Source organism: Streptomyces sp. NPDC019531 (assembly GCF_044903305.1).
Lineage (GTDB): Bacteria > Actinomycetota > Actinomycetes > Streptomycetales > Streptomycetaceae > Streptomyces.
This window is the reverse complement of record NZ_JBJDQL010000062.1, coordinates 22,859-38,618: the sequence shown is the minus strand read 5'-3', so window position 1 is coordinate 38,618 and position 15,760 is coordinate 22,859. Positions and strand designations below refer to the sequence as shown.

Below are 15,760 nucleotides of genomic sequence, written 5' to 3'. Positions count from 1 at the left end.
GACGCGCCCCGAAACGACCCCGTCCGCACCGTTACAACAATTTTACCCTTGTGGAGAACTTCCCTTCCTCCGAGTCGGGGCGTGCCGCATGCCGGGCCGTGGGGTGGTCATGGGGTGCCGGGGATCCGTCGCGTGGCGGATCGCCGTCTCGACGGACGCGACCCGGTCGGCGAGCAGACCGAGGGCCGCCACCGCGCGGGCGAGTGGATCGCCGTCGGGCCCGCCGAGGGGCTGGGTGCGTACATACGCCGTCTTCACCTCGCTCCAGCGTTCCGCCTGCTCGGAGATGAGGGTGCCGCGCAGTTCGGCCAGCTTGAGGAGATTGGCCTCGGCGCCGGTGGTGAGGGTCTGGGCCTCGGCCCGGTAGTGGTCGTCGAGGGCGGCGGCGAGTTCGGCGGCGTTCATGGCGGGGCCGAAGCGGGCGGCGATCTTGTTGAGGTCGCGGTAGGACCCCTGGAGCCGGTTGGGCGGTTCAGCACGGGTCGTTTCGTCCCGTCCGGCGGAAGCGATGTAGGCGGAGTTGACGGCGAGGACCGTCGCGCGGGCGGTGAGCAGGTGTCGCAGAACAGCGAGGATCTGGTCCAGTTCCGCGGACACGTATGGGTGTACGAGCCTCTCGACGCGAGCCGTGGGGTCTGACTCGGCAAGGTGCACGAGCAGGCCCTCGCCAGGGCCAACGACTGGAACGTACTCAACTTCGCCTGTTCGGGCGCCACGGTCCGCGACGGCGTCCTCGGCGTGCAGATCCTCGGCGAACAGGTCGCCCCGCCGCAGATCGCCCAGGCGCAGCGAGCCACCGAGGCGTCGGTCGTCCTGGTCAGTGCCGGGGCCAACGACGCCCGCTGGTCGGACCTGGTCCAGCTCGGCGCGATCTCTCCGTCGTGCGACGACCGCGCCTCAACGGCGTTCTTCGCCCGCTTCGCGCTCGACTACCGCAGGCTCCTGCGCATCCTGGTCACCCTCCCCCAGCACCCAGCAGTGGTAGTCAACAAGTACTACGATCCCTTCGGCCCGGACGTCAGCTGCCTCCGAGACGAAGGTCTCACCCGGCAGAAGGCAGAGGTACTGCGCTCACGACTGGCCGCCCTCAACGCCGTTCTTCGGCAAGGAGCCGAGACCGCCTGCTTCACGGCCGTGAAGCAGGACTTCGAAGGGCACCGGCTGTGCAGCGCCCAGCCGTACGTCCAAGGGCTGGCGGACCGCGCCCCGCTGCACCCGACGGCCGCCGGAGCCCTGGCCATCGCTCTCGCCGACCAGCGAGCCCTCCCCGCCGACGAGAACTGACTACCGATCTGGCCATCTAGTCACCTTTTTACCGTTAAGTCTGACTGGTCTAGCGTTGAAGGGGACGACAACGCTCGCAAACCCGCTCCGAGAGCTCGAGGTGACCGCCATGGCGGAGACCACGGACCGCACCAGCACCAACGCAAGGACGAGCGCCCGCAACGAGACGGGCGAGAAGGGGACAACCCTGAAAGGCCGCAGGGGTACGGACACCCCTCCGGGGATGCGCGGAGACACCACGGTCGCAGACAAGGTCGTAGCCAAGATCGCGGGCATGGCGGCCCGCGAGATCGCCGAGGTCCACAACCTCGGCGGAGGAATGGCCAGGGCATTCGGGGCAGTCAAAGAACGCGTACCTGGCGGAAGCGGCGACATCACCCGAGGGGTCAGCGTAGAGGTCGGCGAACGTCAGGCGGCTGTGGACCTGGACATCGTCGTCGAGTATGGCGCCTCCATCGTCGAGACCGCCGGGGACGTGCGCACCAACGTCATCCAGGCGGTGGAGAGCATGACCGGCCTGGAAGCCGTGGAGGTGAACATCGCGGTCCACGATGTCCATCTGCCCGACGAAGAAGAAGAGTCCGAGCCAGGCGGCGGGCGCGTGGCGTGATCGTCGCACCCCTGACGCCGGAGGGCCCCGACCACTGGCCCGCATCGAATGGCCAGAAACCGGGCCCCCAGCAGAACGAGTACGACGACCGCCTCTTCGCCCATTACGACTACCCGCCCTTCTAAGCGATGTCCCGTAAATGATCTTTGCTGCTGCGGGCGGCCTGCTCGGCTCCGTGTCACCTGGCAAGGGTGAGGTTGTGCAGGGTGGCGATGCCGAGCATGGCGTGTCGGACGCCATCGCCTTTCAGCCGGCAGTCGCGCAGGATCTTCCATGTCTTCATGCGGGCGAAGACGTGCTCGATGCGGGCGCGGACCTTGCGGTGGGAGGCATTGTGTTCCTCTTTCCAGGCCGGGAGTTCGGCTTGGCCGCGCTCGCAGCGGTGTGGGATGACCAGGCCGGTGCCCCGGTGTCCGCCGTCCGCGATGACCATGGTGCGACCCACGGCGGTCTTGGCGCCGGACAGCTCCCCTGCCTTGCAGTCGTTGCGGTTGCCGGGCAGAGCCTGGCCGATGACGACGACGCGTCGGGTATCGGCGTCGATGACGACTTGATGGTTGGTGGAGTAGCGGTAGTTTTTCGACTGCTCGGCGATCGTGTGGTCGCGGGTGGGGACCAGAGTGCCGTCCACGATCAGGACGGTGTCCCTGCGGAACCGTCTACGAGGCTGAAGCGCGAGGAGAGGGCCCGAGGTGGTCGATGATGCGATCGGCCGCAGACTTCGAGATCCCGAACAGCGGACCGAGCTGATGTGGAGTCTGGGCACCGTGTCCGTCGTCGTACCGGCGGTGGGGGGGTGTTGGCCGTACTGCGGCGCGGGCAGGCGGGCGTTGACCTGATCGCCGTGCTCGCGCTTGGCGGCACTGGACAGCGACGGGCCGGCCGAGGCCGTGCTGCGCGACCGCATGGTCACCGGCTGGCCCGCGCTGACGACTACGGCTGTGGATTACTGCTGGCTGGTGGCGATGTAGGTGCCGTGCCAGGTGTGGTACCAGACCTGGCCGGTGGAGGAGTTGACCGACAGCATTCCGGTGATCTTCCCGGACTGCATGGTGTGCAGGGTGTAGTAGCCGGGGTATGACTCCGCCTCGCCCGCACTCAGCGTGCCGCCGTGGTCGCGGAGCCACTGCCGGGCGATGCCCTGGGCCTGCGCGGCCGAGATCCGCGCCGTTCGGTCGCTGCCGTAGTGCATGCCGTAGTCGGTGTTCCACATCATCGCCGGCCCGTACTCGATCTGTACGGCGCCGTCGGCCGGGTTGACCAGGACCTCGGTGGCCGGATGGCCGTCGGTGTCCTGCAGCTCGGCGTAGAAGTTCCGGGAGAACTGCATGACCTCGCCGACCCGCAGCCCGAGCCGGTCGGCGAACGCCGTCGCCCACTGCCGGGCCTGGCCAAGGGTGTGCACCCGGGTACCGGTGCCCGCCAGCCACCAATTGCCCATCATTCCGGGGCCCCACGAGCTCCCGTCGCCGCCCATCATGTTGGAGCCCGAGTGGACGCTCCACATGTCCGGTCCCCACCCGCTGGTCGGGCCGACTGGAGTGGACGGTGTGCCGCTGCCCGGGGAGGTGGGGCTGGCCGAGACGGCCGGGATACGGCTGACGGCTCCACCGATGGAGGTGGTGCTGTCCCCGCCGCACGCACCGAGTGCCACGGTGACTGCCAGGGCCAGGGCCGCCACAGAGGCGACCTGCGAACGCCTACGGATCATGGCCCTCACCTCCACGGCCGGTCTCTGCCAATACTCGCCGAACCGCGAGTGTCGGCTGTCTGCCTACAAGCCTTCCCCGGGCAGCTGACCGGAGCCCGGGGCCAAACGGCCCACACCCGCGTCCGACCGGCCCACAAGCACCTGTCGGCGGCGTTCGTGCCCGTCCGCGTCGACGAGGGACGAATGGCCCTGCCGTCAGAAGCGGGCGACGATGCAGGCTGGAAGGAGTCGGCGTGGTCACCGCGTCGTCGGGGAGGCAGGTGGCAGGCATGAACGCCCAGGCCGTGGGCGCGAAGGAGGTAACGCAGGTGCTGGTCGTGGAGGACGACCGTGGCATCGCGGAGTCCTTGGTGCGCGGTCTGCGGCAGGCGGGATACGCGGTCGAGGGCGTGCGGACCGGGCGGGCGGCCCTGGCGGCCGCGTCCCCGGACGTGGTGCTGCTGGATCTGGGGCTGCCGGACATAGACGGGGTCGAGGTGTGCCGGATGCTGCGCGCCCGCTCGGACGCCGCGATCATCGCGGTGACCGCGCGGGGCGAGGAGGCGGACCGGGTGGTCGCCCTGGACGAGGGCGCCGACGACTACCTGGTCAAGCCGTTCGGGCTGGCGGAACTGCTGGCGCGGATCCGGGCGGTGCTGCGCCGTCGGCGCCCGGCCGGGACGGAGATCGTTCGGCACGGGCCCCTGAGGCTCGACCTGCGTACCCGGCAGGTCTCGGTCGACGGTCGCGCAGTGGTGCTGACGCCGAAGGAGTTCGGCATCCTGGAGTGCCTGGCCGCCGACCCGGGCCGCGTGGTGAGCAGGCAGCAGATCCTGGAGCGGGCGTGGGACGCCCACTGGTACGGGCCGACGAAGGTGCTGGACGTGCATGTCGCGGCGCTGCGCCGCAAGCTCGGCGTGCCAGGGCTGGTCGAGACGGTCTACGGGCACGGCTTCCGTCTCGGGGCGGTCCAGGAGCCGGAGGAGCGGTCGTGACCCGCCGAATCGTCTGGACCCTCGGGGTCCTGACCTCCGTGCTGCTGGTGCTGGCGGTCGTACCGCTGGCGGTGTTGATGACGGCGCGCGAGCGTGTCGCCTACCGCGACAACCAGCGGGCGGCCACCCGGGTGATCGCTGCAGCGGCCGAGGAACACCTCTCCGACGGCAAGCCGGCGACCGCCATGCGCCAGGAGCTGGACGCTGCGGCCCGGGCGGGGGACTGCGCCGCGGTGTACGACGCCTCCGCGCGCCTGGTGGCCAGTACGCCCTGCACGGCGGCGCAGGGCGAGGAGGCTGCGGAGCTGGTGGGGAGGGTGCTGTCCGGGAACGAGCCGGAGCCGCCGGAGAACGAGGGCCGGCTGCTGGCCGCGGAACCGGCCGGTGAGGTGCGCAGGCCCGCCGGAGCGGTCGTCCTGGCTCGTTCCGCGGCCCCGTTGGACACCCGCATCGCCGCGATCTGGGGCTGGTCCGCCGCGATCGGCGCGGCGGGGCTCGCCGCGTCCGTGCTGCTGTCCGTCCGTCTCGCCCGCTGGGTCAGCCGCCCCTTGTCGACGTTGGACGCATCCGCCCGGCGGTTGGGCGAAGGTGCCCTCGACGAGCGAGCCGACGTCGGGGCCGGTCCGCCGGAGGTACGCCGGCTGGCCGCCACCTTCAACACCATGGCGGCCCGCACGGAGGCCCTGGTCCACGGCCACCGAGCCGTGATCGCCGACGTGTCCCACCAACTGCGCACCCCGCTGGCCGCGCTGCGGCTGCGGCTGGACGTCCTCGCCACCGGTGCCGAAGGCGACACCGCCGCCGAACTGGCCGCCGCGCAGGAGGAGATCGCCCGGCTGTCCCGGCTGGTCGACGGGCTGCTGGCGGTCGCCCGCGCCGAGGAAGCGACACCCCGCCCGACCGTCGTGCGGGTCGACAAGGTGGTGGCCGAGCGGGTGGCCGCCTGGTCGCCGGTGGCCGAGGAGCGGGAAGTCCGGCTGACAGCTTCCGACGGGCCGGCGCTGGCCGTCGCGCTGGGCGCGGGTCACCTGGAGCAGATCCTCGACAATCTGATCGCCAACGCGGTGGAGGCCGTGGCCGCCGGAGGGAGCGTCACTCTCGATCACCGCGCGGCGGGCCACTCGGCCCGGGTGCTTGTGCGGGACGACGGCCCCGGCATGACCGCCGAGGCGAAGGCGGTCGCCTTCCGCCGGTTCGGGAACCCTGCGGCCAGGGGCACCGGTCTGGGGCTGGCCGTCGTCCACCGGCTGGTCACCGCCAACGGCGGTACCGCACAGCTGGAGGACACCCCGGGCGGCGGCCTGACCGTCGTACTGGACCTGCCGCTATGGCCGGAACGCGGGCACGAGCGCGGTGCCGCGTCGTTGAAGAGCGGCCGGAATCGGACCGCCGGGCCCTGAAGGCGACGGGCCCGCACGGTGGGACCGAGATCTTTACCGGTTCTGAAGAACACGTGAGTGAGTTCCTCAGCGCCGTCAGCACAGCCTGGAGGTGCACGCAGCCGATTCGGGCCGCCGATTCTCCAGGAGCGCTGCCATGGCACCCCCGTCCGACGACTTCCACCAGACGCCCTCCCCGGCCGGTTCCCCGCACGCCCGCGATCGCGGACTGCGGCGCAGCCGCCGTCTGACCCGGTGGATCGCCGTCACCGCCGTGGCCGGCGCGGCAGCCCTGGGCAGTCTCTACACCCACCTGCTGCCGGGCACCTCGGCCGCTCCCGCGCCGCCGAGCCCACCCGTGCATTACCCCGCTGCGTCCACCGCCGCGACCACAGGGGACGACCGGGAACACGGTGAGGCGGGCGACCACGAGGACGACGGCGAGGCCGCGGCACCGGTCACGGAGCCGACACCGCAGCCCCCGGCCCAGCCGCCCGCCGCCACCCGGCAGCAGCCGCACACCACGACGGGGGCGTCATGACCACGCGCACCCCGTCACCGGCGCAGGTCGTCTTTCCGGCCCTGGGCACCACGGCCGTCCTGCTCGTCACCGACTCGCGCGACCTGCCTACGGCGGAAGAGGTCCTGCGCGCCGAACTGACCGCCGTCGACCTCACGTGCAGCCGGTTCCGGCCGGACTCCGAACTCTCCCGTGTGAACCTGAGCGCCGGCTCGCCGAGGACGGTGAGTGAGCGCTTCGCCGAGGCTCTGCAGGCCGCCCTGCGTGCCGCCCGGCTCACCGGCGGTGCCGTGGATCCGACGGTGGGCCGCGCGGTGATCGCGCTCGGCTACGACCGCACCTTCGCCTCCCTGCGTCCCGACGACGCCCGCCCCCTGCCCGTGGCCCGCCCCGCGCCCGGCTGGCGACGCATCCTCTTCGACCCAGGCACCCGCCGACTGCACCTGCCCCCGCACGCCCACCTCGACCTGGGCGCCACCGCCAAAGCCCTCACCGCCGACCGCGCCGCCCGGCTCGCCGCCGCCGTCACCGGAAGCGGGGTCCTGGTCAGCCTCGGCGGCGACCTGGCCACGGCCGGGCCGGAGCCCGAGGGCGGCTGGCGGATCGCCCTCGCCGACGACCACACGCAGGCCGTCACGGAGCCGGGCCCGGCCGTCACCGTGGCCGGTGGCGCACTGGCGACGTCCGGCATCCGCGTGCGCACCTGGCGACGCGCCGGACGCACCCTGCACCACATCGTCGACCCGGCCACCGGCGAACCGGCCACTTCGGTGTGGCGCACCGTTACAGTTGCGGCCGCCACCTGTGTGGACGCCAACGCCGCCAGTACGGCGGCGATCGTGCTGGGCGACCGGGCCGTGGACTGGCTGCGTCGTACCGCCCTGCCCGCCCGGCTGACCGGCCTCGACGGCACTGTCGTACGCCTCGGCGGCTGGCCGCCCGACGCCCACGTTCCCGCCTCCGGGGGCGCGCGATGACCGCCCTGGCCCTGACCGGCAGCCCCCTGTGGTACGCCAGCCGCGCCGGCGGCACGCTCGCCCTGATCCTTCTCACAGCCACCGTGGTGCTCGGAGTCGCCTCTGGCGGGCGGGCCGCGCCCGGCCGGATCGGCCGGTTCGAGATCGGGCTGCTGCACCGCAACCTGTCCCTGCTCACCCTGGTGTTCCTGGCCGTGCACGTGGTGACCGCGGTCCTCGATCCGTTCGTCCACCTGAGCTGGGCGGTGTCCGTGGTGCCGTTCGGGGGGTCGTACCGTCCGCTCTGGCTCGGGCTGGGCACGGCCGCGCTCGACCTTCTGCTCGCGGTGCTGGTCACCAGCGCCCTGCGGCTGCGGCTGGGGGTGCGGCGCTGGAAGGCCGTGCACTGGCTGGCATACGCGGCCTGGCCGCTCGCCCTCTTCCACGGCGTGGGCACCGGCACCGACACCCGGCTCCCCCTCCAACTGTGGCTCTACGCCGCCTGCCTGGCCTCGGTGGTCGGTGCCGTGTGGTGGCGGCTGGCGAAGTCCGGCCCAGGGCCGGGTCGCCGGGCGCCTGGCGGCCGCCGTGGCCGCCACCGCCGTACCCCTCGTGCTGACCGCTTTCCTGGCTACCGGGCCGCTGCAGCCGGGCTGGACCCAGCGTGCCGCCGCGACGACGGTCCTGCTCGGAGGCGGACGGTGAACTCCTCGGCCGCGGCCCCCTTCGCGCCCCACCACCTCACGCCCCAGCCGGACTCCCCCACCGCCGCCCGGCTGCTGGCGGGCTGGTACGCCACCGGCCGGCCGGCCACCCTCACCGATCACCTCCGGCGCTACGGGCCAGCCCCGGTCGCCATGGCCCTCGGCAGCCGTGAGTCCATGCCGCTGGTGGAGGCCGTCGAGGCTGCGGGGCTCACCGGACGCGGGGGCGCCGGGTTCCCCACCGCCCGGAAACTGCGTGCCGTCGCGGAACGCCGTGGCCGCGCCGTGGTCGTCGTCAACGCCATGGAGAGCGAACCCGCCAGCCGCAAGGACCAGTTCCTGCTCGCCGTGGCACCCCACCTCGTCCTGGACGGTGCCGTTCTGGCCGCGACCGCCGTCGGCGCCGAAACCGTCCACGTGTGCCTGCCCCGCACCCGCTCCACCCAGTATTCCCAGCTCACCGCCGCCGTGGAGGAGCGCCGACGCGCCCGCCTCGACCGGGTTCGGCTGCGCCTGCACGCCCTTCCGCACGCCTACGTCTCCAGCGAGTCGACCTCCCTGGTGCGCTGGCTCAACGGCGGCCCCGCCCGCCCTCAGGGCAGCCCGCCACGCACCCACGAACGCGGCATCGGCCGCCGCCGCACGCTGGTCCACAACGCCGAGACCCTCGCCCACCTCGCCCTCATCGCCCGCCACGGACCCGACTGGTTCCGGCAGGCGGGGACCCCGGACGAGCCCGGCACCACGCTCGTCACCGCCTCCGGCAGCGTCACCACCCCGGGTGTCATGGAGGTCGCGCTCGGCACGCCCCTCGCCATGCTCCTCGACCGCGCCGCAGGCCCCACCGAAGCCCTGCAGGCAGTCCTGCTCGGCGGTTTCGCCGGCACCTGGCTCCCCATAAAGCAGGTGCACACGACTTTCACCCGGCGCGACCTCGCTCCGCTGGGCGCCACACCCGGCGCGGGCGTCCTCGTCGCACTCCCCCACTCGGCCTGCGGGCTGACCGAGACGGCCCGGATCCTCGCCTACCTCGCCGTCCACAGCGCCCGCCAGTGCGGCCCCTGCCACTTCGGGTTGCCCGCCGTGGCCGAGGACTTCACCGCGCTGGCCGCCGGACAGGCCGACGCGGACCTGCTGTCCCCGCTGCACCGGCGGATCGGTCTGCTGCCGGACCGGGGAGCCTGCCGCCACCCCGACGGTGCCGCCCGCCTCGCCGCCTCCGCCCTGCGCGCCTTCGCCGACGACGTGGAGCGGCACCTCACCCACGGGGCCTGCGACGCGGCCCGTCGGCCGCCCCGAATCCCCGTACCGCCCGCCACACCCCCGGAGACATGGCGATGACCCCCGCCCGGACCCTGCGCATCGAACGCATCGCCTGCACGGGCCACGGCCTGTGCGCCGAACTGCTTCCCGAACTGATCGACCTCGACGAATGGGGCTACCCCGTCATCAAGGACCGAGCCGTCCCCGACCATCTGCGCACCCACACCCGCCGGGCGGTCCTCGCCTGCCCCCGCCTTGCCCTCCACGCCGACGACGGCCCCGCGTGACGCGCACACGTGTCCCGCGAAAAGTGCCGGGTGAGCGACCGCACCTGCGCCCGCTCGCCCCGACCGTCGGGGCGAGCCCGCAGGTCAGTTGTCATCCCCGTCGCCGCCCGACGCCGTCTTGGAAAAGCCGTCGTGCCACGCGGCCTTCGCCCCCGAGTCGCCGATGCGGTAAACGTCCACGGCGGCTCCCGCCGCCACGACGAGCGACAGAACCGCGGCCGCGATGCGCACCGGCGCCGCGGACCGGCGTATGCCGCGCGAGGTGCCGGCCCCGGACGCGGCGGGGCGGCGGGCCGCCCACCAGACGAAGACCGCCAGCACGAACAGGCCCCCCACCCAGGGAAGCAGGCCGTCGCCGAGGGCGGCGTGCCGGCGCACCAACGAGTCGCTGTCGACGTGTTCCTCCAGCCACTCCCCGGCCTGCGTGGCCAGCGGAACACTCGCGAGCGTGACCAGGGCGAGCAGCGGCAGCACGATGCCCACGCGATGTGCCGCGCTCGGCCAGATCGCGCAGACCGTGAGTGCCAGCGCGGTCAGCGGAACGAGCACGACGACGAAATGCACGAGCAAGACGTGCGCGGGCAGGCCGTTGATCAGGCTCATGGGAGAGTTCCTCCAGCAGGTTGGTCACACACGGTGTGTCGATCAAGCGCGCCAGACTGACACAGCAAGCTCTCAGCTTCTTCTGAGCGTCCACGTGAGCTCCCACGCCGGCCGAGCTGTTGCCACCTGCCCCGCCCTGGCCTTCCCCATCGGGGACTCCCCCCCCGTGATGGCACAGGTGTCCACTGTCCGCACGGCCCGGGAGCAGGGCCGGACGTCCCCTGGCGGCCGACCGGCTGCCGCGATGTGATGGAAGCGGACCGAGCCGACGGTCGTGGCACCGGACGGACCGAGGTGCGCCATGAACCACACCACCCCCCTGGCAGCACGGCTGCGCCGCCTGACCGCCGCCGTCGTCGTGTCCCCCCAGCTCGAACCCGTCCTCCTGGCCGTAACAGCGGCAGCCCTGACCGGCGGCGGCCTCGCCTGGCTCGCCGATGCGCACGGCCTCGCGGACCTGTTCTGGGGTTTGGGCACCGTGTCCGCCGTCGTCCCTGCGGTGGGGTGGGTGCTGGCCGCACTGCGGCGCGGGCAGGCGGGCGTGGACCTGATCGCCGTGCTCGCACTCGGCGGCACCCTGGCCGTGGGCGAGTACCTGGCCGGTGCCCTGATCGCGCTCATGCTCGCCACCGGCCGCACTCTGGAGGCCGCGGCCCAGCGGCGCGCCTCCCACGACCTGCGGGCCCTGCTGGAACACGCGCCACGCTCGGCACGCCGCCGCACGGACGCCGGGGTCGCGACCGTGCCGCTGGGAGAGGTGGCCGTCGGCGACCTGCTCGTCGTCGGCCCCGGCGAAGTCGTCCCCGTCGACGGCCGCGTGGAAAGCGCCGCCGCCGTCCTCGACGAGTCGGTGCTCACCGGTGAGCCCCTTCAGGTCGAGCGGCCCCAGGGTGAAGGAGTGCGCAGCGGCGTGGTCAACGCCGGCGGCGCCTTCGAACTACGGGCCACCGCCACCGAGCAGGACAGCACCTACGCGGGGATCGTACGGCTGGCCAAGGAGGCCGGAGCCGAGTCCGCGCCGGTCGTGCGGCTGGCCGACCGGTACGCGGCCTGGTTCCTTCCCCTGTCCCTCGTGGTAGCGGGACTGGCCTGGCTGATCAGCGGCTCCGCGGTACGCGCGGTCGCCGTCCTGGTGGTCGCCACTCCCTGCCCCCTGCTGCTGGCCGCCCCGGTCGCCATCGTCTCCGGCCTCTCCCGCGCCTCCCGCCTCGGCGTGGTCATCCGCGACGGCGGCGCGCTGGAGAACCTCGGCCGCGCCCGCACCCTCCTGCTCGACAAGACCGGCACCCTCACCCGCGGCCGCCCCCGCGTCCTCGACGTCACCGCCGCCCCCGACGTCAAACCGATGGAGGTCCTTCGCCTGGCTGCCTCACTCGACCAGTACTCGCCGCACGTACTAGCTCAGGCCATCGTCGACACCGCCCGGGAACGCAAGCTGGAGCTGTCGGTCCCAACGGACGTCACCGAGGAGCCCGGCCGAGGCGCCACGGGCACCGTGGACAGGCGCCACGTCTCCGTCGGCCGCCTCGACTCCGCCGACGCACGGCCCACCTGGGCCAAGGCCGTCGACAACCGCGCCCTCCTCGACGGCGCGGCCGTCGCCTGGCTCACCCTCGACGGACACCTGGCCGGCGCCGTACTCCTGCGCGACCCCCTGCGCCACGACGCCCCCCGCACCCTGCGCCACCTGAGGGCGGCAGGCATCCAGCGGCTTCTCATGCTCACGGGGGACCGCGCCTCACCCGCTCACGAAGTCGCCGCCGTCCTCGGCCTCGACGACGTACGCGCCGAACTCGGCCCGGCCGACAAGGTCACCGCCGTGCGCGCCGAACGCGAGCGCGCGGTCACCGCCATGGTCGGCGACGGCGTCAACGACGCCCCCGCCCTCGCCGCCGCCGACATCGGCATCGCCATGGGCGCCCGCGGCTCCACCGCCTCCTCCGAAGCCGCCGACATCGTCCTGACCACCGACCGCGTCGACCGCCTCGCGGACGCCGTGACCATCGCCCAACGCGCCCGCCGCATCGCCGTCCAAAGCGCCCTCGGCGGCATGCTCATGTCCCTGGCCGCCATGGCCGCGGCCGCCGTCGGCCTGCTCCCGCCCGCCGCCGGCGCGCTGCTCCAGGAAGGCATCGACGTCGCCGTCATCCTCAACGCCCTGCGCGCCCTACGCGTCGGCCAGGCTGCGCGCCCGCCCCTCACCCCCGCCGCCGAGGCCCTCATCCACCGCTTCGCCGCCGAACACGACGACCTCCAGGACGTCCTCGACGCCGTACGCGACGCAGCCGACCGCCTCTCCGACACCCCCGGCCCCACAGCACTCGCCGCCGTGGAGGAGACCCACCGCCTGCTCACCGAACGCCTGCTGCCCCACGAGTACGCCGAAGAGCACCAGCTCTACCCAGCACTGGCCCCCACCCTCGGCGGCCCCGAGGCCACCGCCACGATGAGCCGCGCCCACACCGAGATCGAACGCCTCTCCCGCCGCATCGCCACCCACATCCAACTCGCCCACACCGACGGCGGCCTGGCCCCCGAACAACTCGACGACCTCCGCTCCTGCCTCTACGGCCTCAACACCGTCCTGCGCCTGCACTTCACCCAGGAAGAAGAGAACTACTTCTCCCTCGCACCATAGGCACCGCTTCCGGTCTACGATCCAGCCGATCAGCGGGGGGGATGACGAGCAGGCGTGCTGCGCGACCGCACGGTCACCGGACGGCTCACCCTGGTCCGGGCCGACGATCACCAGGAGCACCAGACGCCGATCGTCATCGCGCCGGAGGCCATGGCGCCCCACCGAGCTCGGCGACCGCCACGGAGGTGACGTACTCGCGAAAAGGGCCGGGGCGGGTTCAATGCCACCGGAGAAGAGCTGGGCGCGGCGCGGACCTGTGGCAGGCTGCTGCCTTGGGCTGGGCAGACCGCCCGGGCCGCCTCCATGGTCGGGTCAGCGGGCGGCGGTCAGGACGGTCGGCGGGCCGGCGGTGACACCGCCGTCCAGGACGAACTCCACGCCGGTCGAGAAGGTGGCGTCGGCGGCGATGAACAGCACCATACGGGCGACCTCTTCCGGCTCGCCGAACCGCGGCAGGGGCTGTCCGGCGGTGAAGGAGTCGTCGAAGTCGGCCGTCATCGCGGTGCGTACCGCACCGGGGTGGACCGAGCAGACACGGATCCCGTCCGGCGCCAGTTCCAGTGCCGCGGCCTTGGTCAGCCCGCGCAGGCCCCACTTGCCGGCCACATACGCCCCGATGCCGGCGTAGCCGGTGATGCCGGCGATCGAGGAGATGTTCACGATCGCGCCGCCGCCGGCCCGGCGGAGAGACGGTGCCACCGTACGCATGCCCAGCCAGGCACCCTGAAGGTTGACGTCGATGACCCGCCGGAAGGATTCGAGGCTCTGTTCCTCGATGGTGCCCCACTCGAGGATCCCGGCATTGTTGACCAGCACCGAGACCGGGCCCAAGTCCCGCTCCGCCTCCTCCGCCACCGTCCGCCAGCCGTCCTCCGTGCTGACGTCCAGGTTCGCGTACCGGGACAGGCCACCGAGTTCCGCCGCTAGTTTCTCCCCCTCGGCGTCGAGAACGTCGGCGACCACAACGGTCGCGCCCTCGGCCGCGAACAGTCGGGCCACGGCGGCGCCGATCCCTCTGGCTCCACCGGTGACGATCGCCACCCGCTCGTTGAGACGTCCCATCATGGCCTCCTGGTCCTTGCGTTGGTGAAGCTCTGTTAGAGCGGATCGGCCGCGGCCGACTCCTCCTCGGTCACCAGGGCCGCGGACCGACGGCCGACGGGTCGGTCAGGGAGCCCCACCTCGACGAATTGGCGCACCTGGTTCTCGGGCAGGTGACGTGCCAGGTCTGCCTCGCTGATCAGGCCGACGAGGCGGTGGTTGTCGATGACCGGCACTCGGCGGATCTTGTGAACCTCCATGATCCGGAGGATCTCACCGGCATCGACCTTGGCGTCGACCGTGATCGGCTTGTCCTGCTCCAGCCAGCCCGCGCTCTCGGTCCAGGCGTCCTTGCCCTTGGCGAGACACTTCACCACGATGTCACGATCCGTGATGATCCCGTTAAGCCGGTCGTCCTCCCCGCAGATCGGGAGGGCTCCGACATCCACCTCCCTCATCCTGCGCGCCGCGTCCCGAAGTGTCTCGTTCTCCTGGATGCAGGTGGCACCCGCGTGCATGATCTCCTGGCAGTGGTCATGGTCGTCTCCTTCGAGCATCGCTGTCCACGCGGGGGGAGCCCCTGGAGCCTGGCCCGCCCGGTCGGTGGTCCCTCAGACCAGTGTCGATTCCGCGCCTCCCGCGCGCATGCCGGGGAACAGGAGCCCACGTCACCGAGCGGGGGCGGACTCAACGTCTCCAGCCGTCGGTGGGCCCGCCCGCGGCGGGCGTTGTGCCATCCACCGCTCCCGTGGTGTGCGGGCCACCGCCGCGAACGACAGGGGCCCGCTTCCCAGAGTGCCCGCCGCTTCGGATGCCGACCACCGATGACGAACGGGCCCGGGCGGCGTTCGGGCTCCCGTCCGGCACGATGGTCAGAACTGCACGAGGTCGCGGCCGTGATCGGCGGCGTACGCGGCGAACACCTCCGTCGGGGTCCCGCCCGTATGGAGAAATCGCTGGTCGAGGATGTCGGAGAGATCTTTGAGCGCGCCGTCGAGGAGGGCGCCGGTCAGCCGCACGTCCGGCCGCCGCGCCAGCTGTCCGCGCTGGGCGAGCGCAGCCGCATAGCCGACCATGGCCGCCAGGGACGCGTGGTCCTCCCCGTCGTGGAAGTAGTACGCCTCCGCGTACTGGGTGAAGTCGATCCGGACGCGTACGACTTCGGTGGCCAGGCTGTCCAGCAACAGAGCCCCGACGGCGCAGTCGAGTTCGCCAGTCGTCGGATCCGAGCCCCGCAGCAGGGCCAGCCGGACGGCCAGCACCCTCCTGCGGGTCAGCGCCGGGTAGATCTCCAGCACCCAGGAGACCGTGGCCGTCAGGAGGGCGAATCCGACGAGAGCCTCCAACGGCGAGACCAGGCGGAGCCACCCCTCGCCGGGCGCGATGTCCCCCAGCCCGAGGGTGGCGACCGTGACGAGGGAGAGGTACAGGGAGTCGAGCAGGGCAGGCTCCTGGGCCGCCTTGGACCCGGGCGAGAAGGTGAACGCCCCCGGCATGTGGGGCCAGTAGACGACGGCCCAGCCCAGGATGACGAGGCCGGCCCACATGGCGACCACCGTCACCATGGCGAGCGGCCCGACGAGGCCGACCACCCGGCGGCGCACTCGAAGGTGCCGGGCCAGTTTCCACAGCACGGTCATGACGAGCCGGCTCAGACCGCCATGACGGGTGGGGTGCCAGAGGGTGTGGAACAGGTCTCTCAGGACGGCCATGACCAGTCCGGCCCCCACCAGTGAGACCAACCACTCCATGCGTCTCTCCCGCGACTCGAGTTGCCCCTCGCCGGGAGC

The 15,760-nt window shown here is 72.4% G+C and carries 15 protein-coding genes and 2 pseudogenes; 10 read left to right on the top strand and 7 right to left on the bottom strand.

Annotated elements, in window-relative coordinates:
- Positions 1-42: 42 nt before the first annotated feature.
- Positions 43-684 (bottom strand): annotated as a pseudogene (locus ACI2L1_RS41010) (DNA repair ATPase); the annotation flags it as partial.
- Here ACI2L1_RS41010 and ACI2L1_RS41005 point away from each other — a divergent pair.
- The 3 genes from ACI2L1_RS41005 (at position 649) to ACI2L1_RS40995 (ending at position 2,019) form a co-directional block, all read left to right on the top strand.
- Complete coding sequence (locus ACI2L1_RS41005) at positions 649-1,284, top strand: GDSL-type esterase/lipase family protein (protein WP_404744560.1); 636 nt, start codon at positions 649-651, stop codon at positions 1,282-1,284. The pseudogene ACI2L1_RS41010 and the gene ACI2L1_RS41005 sit on opposite strands and share 36 nt — an antisense overlap.
- A gap of 109 nt (positions 1,285-1,393) precedes the next feature.
- Positions 1,394-1,894 carry an Asp23/Gls24 family envelope stress response protein gene (locus ACI2L1_RS41000; RefSeq protein WP_404744559.1) on the top strand — a complete coding sequence of 167 codons (501 nt, stop codon included), beginning with the start codon at positions 1,394-1,396 and terminating at the stop codon, positions 1,892-1,894.
- Complete coding sequence (locus ACI2L1_RS40995) at positions 1,891-2,019, top strand: hypothetical protein (protein ID WP_404744558.1); 129 nt, start codon at positions 1,891-1,893, stop codon at positions 2,017-2,019. Before ACI2L1_RS41000 ends, ACI2L1_RS40995 begins: the two co-directional genes overlap by 4 nt.
- A 53-nt stretch (positions 2,020-2,072) precedes the next feature.
- On the opposite strand, the pseudogene ACI2L1_RS40990 reads toward ACI2L1_RS40995, so the two are convergent.
- A pseudogene (locus tag ACI2L1_RS40990) lies at positions 2,073-2,652 on the bottom strand (transposase); the annotation flags it as partial.
- A gap of 188 nt (positions 2,653-2,840) precedes the next feature.
- Positions 2,841-3,605 carry a hypothetical protein gene (locus ACI2L1_RS40985; RefSeq protein WP_404744557.1) on the bottom strand — a complete coding sequence of 255 codons (765 nt, stop codon included), beginning with the start codon at positions 3,603-3,605 and terminating at the stop codon, positions 2,841-2,843.
- A gap of 269 nt (positions 3,606-3,874) precedes the next feature.
- Here ACI2L1_RS40985 and ACI2L1_RS40980 point away from each other — a divergent pair, with 269 nt between their 5' ends.
- The 6 genes from ACI2L1_RS40980 (at position 3,875) to ACI2L1_RS40955 (ending at position 9,688) form a co-directional block, all read left to right on the top strand.
- On the top strand, positions 3,875-4,579 hold the full coding sequence (locus tag ACI2L1_RS40980; RefSeq protein WP_404744556.1) for a response regulator transcription factor: 705 nt from the start codon (positions 3,875-3,877) through the stop codon (positions 4,577-4,579).
- A complete protein-coding gene (locus ACI2L1_RS40975) occupies positions 4,576-5,979 on the top strand; it encodes a sensor histidine kinase (RefSeq protein WP_404744555.1) in 1,404 nt (467 codons plus the stop codon). The genes ACI2L1_RS40980 and ACI2L1_RS40975 overlap by 4 nt, the downstream gene beginning before the upstream one ends.
- A gap of 136 nt (positions 5,980-6,115) precedes the next feature.
- A complete protein-coding gene (locus ACI2L1_RS40970; RefSeq protein ID WP_404744554.1) occupies positions 6,116-6,499 on the top strand; it encodes a hypothetical protein in 384 nt (127 codons plus the stop codon).
- On the top strand, positions 6,496-7,455 hold the full coding sequence (locus ACI2L1_RS40965; protein ID WP_404744553.1) for an FAD:protein FMN transferase: 960 nt from the start codon (positions 6,496-6,498) through the stop codon (positions 7,453-7,455). Before ACI2L1_RS40970 ends, ACI2L1_RS40965 begins: the two co-directional genes overlap by 4 nt.
- Positions 7,452-9,479: an NADH-ubiquinone oxidoreductase-F iron-sulfur binding region domain-containing protein gene (locus tag ACI2L1_RS40960; RefSeq protein ID WP_404744552.1), complete on the top strand. Its 2,028-nt coding sequence runs from the start codon at positions 7,452-7,454 to the stop codon at positions 9,477-9,479. The genes ACI2L1_RS40965 and ACI2L1_RS40960 overlap by 4 nt, the downstream gene beginning before the upstream one ends.
- The gene (locus ACI2L1_RS40955) at positions 9,470-9,688 is read left to right on the top strand and encodes a ferredoxin (protein ID WP_404744551.1); all 219 of its coding nucleotides are present in this window, start codon (positions 9,470-9,472) and stop codon (positions 9,686-9,688) included. Before ACI2L1_RS40960 ends, ACI2L1_RS40955 begins: the two co-directional genes overlap by 10 nt.
- Before the next feature lie 84 nt (positions 9,689-9,772).
- Here the strand turns inward: ACI2L1_RS40955 and ACI2L1_RS40950 are convergent, their stop codons facing one another.
- Positions 9,773-10,291, bottom strand: a complete 519-nt coding sequence (locus tag ACI2L1_RS40950) for a DUF2231 domain-containing protein (RefSeq protein ID WP_404744550.1) — start codon at positions 10,289-10,291, stop codon at positions 9,773-9,775.
- Between the two features lie 301 nt (positions 10,292-10,592).
- Here ACI2L1_RS40950 and ACI2L1_RS40945 point away from each other — a divergent pair, with 301 nt between their 5' ends.
- Positions 10,593-12,929, top strand: coding sequence for a heavy metal translocating P-type ATPase (locus tag ACI2L1_RS40945; protein ID WP_404744549.1), 2,337 nt, complete (start codon positions 10,593-10,595; stop codon positions 12,927-12,929).
- A 312-nt stretch (positions 12,930-13,241) separates the two neighbouring features.
- On the opposite strand, the gene ACI2L1_RS40940 is transcribed toward ACI2L1_RS40945, so the two are convergent.
- The 3 genes from ACI2L1_RS40940 to ACI2L1_RS40930 all read right to left on the bottom strand — a co-directional run bounded on the left by ACI2L1_RS40940 (position 13,242) and on the right by ACI2L1_RS40930 (position 15,721).
- Positions 13,242-13,991, bottom strand: coding sequence for a glucose 1-dehydrogenase (locus ACI2L1_RS40940; protein WP_404744563.1), 750 nt, complete (start codon positions 13,989-13,991; stop codon positions 13,242-13,244).
- Between the two features lie 35 nt (positions 13,992-14,026).
- A complete protein-coding gene (locus ACI2L1_RS40935; protein WP_404744548.1) occupies positions 14,027-14,527 on the bottom strand; it encodes a CBS domain-containing protein in 501 nt (166 codons plus the stop codon).
- 315 nt (positions 14,528-14,842) lie between these two features.
- Positions 14,843-15,721, bottom strand: coding sequence for a potassium channel family protein (locus ACI2L1_RS40930; protein ID WP_404744547.1), 879 nt, complete (start codon positions 15,719-15,721; stop codon positions 14,843-14,845).
- Positions 15,722-15,760 lie beyond the last annotated feature (39 nt).

Excerpts from the sequence above, each read along its gene's own strand:
- ACI2L1_RS40965 (WP_404744553.1), top strand. The coding sequence starts at position 6,496 with ATGACCACGCGCACCCCGTCACCGGCGCAGGTCGTCTTTCCGGCCCTG.
- ACI2L1_RS41000 (WP_404744559.1), top strand. The coding sequence starts at position 1,394 with ATGGCGGAGACCACGGACCGCACCAGCACCAACGCAAGGACGAGCGCC.
- ACI2L1_RS40945 (WP_404744549.1), top strand. The coding sequence starts at position 10,593 with ATGAACCACACCACCCCCCTGGCAGCACGGCTGCGCCGCCTGACCGCC.
- ACI2L1_RS40970 (WP_404744554.1), top strand. The coding sequence starts at position 6,116 with ATGGCACCCCCGTCCGACGACTTCCACCAGACGCCCTCCCCGGCCGGT.
- ACI2L1_RS40960 (WP_404744552.1), top strand. The coding sequence starts at position 7,452 with ATGACCGCCCTGGCCCTGACCGGCAGCCCCCTGTGGTACGCCAGCCGC.
- ACI2L1_RS40950 (WP_404744550.1), bottom strand. The coding sequence starts at position 10,291 with ATGAGCCTGATCAACGGCCTGCCCGCGCACGTCTTGCTCGTGCATTTC.
- ACI2L1_RS40980 (WP_404744556.1), top strand. The coding sequence starts at position 3,875 with ATGAACGCCCAGGCCGTGGGCGCGAAGGAGGTAACGCAGGTGCTGGTC.
- ACI2L1_RS40940 (WP_404744563.1), bottom strand. The coding sequence starts at position 13,991 with ATGGGACGTCTCAACGAGCGGGTGGCGATCGTCACCGGTGGAGCCAGA.
- ACI2L1_RS40985 (WP_404744557.1), bottom strand. The coding sequence starts at position 3,605 with ATGATCCGTAGGCGTTCGCAGGTCGCCTCTGTGGCGGCCCTGGCCCTG.
- ACI2L1_RS40935 (WP_404744548.1), bottom strand. The coding sequence starts at position 14,527 with ATGCTCGAAGGAGACGACCATGACCACTGCCAGGAGATCATGCACGCG.
- ACI2L1_RS40955 (WP_404744551.1), top strand. The coding sequence starts at position 9,470 with ATGGCGATGACCCCCGCCCGGACCCTGCGCATCGAACGCATCGCCTGC.
- ACI2L1_RS40930 (WP_404744547.1), bottom strand. The coding sequence starts at position 15,721 with ATGGAGTGGTTGGTCTCACTGGTGGGGGCCGGACTGGTCATGGCCGTC.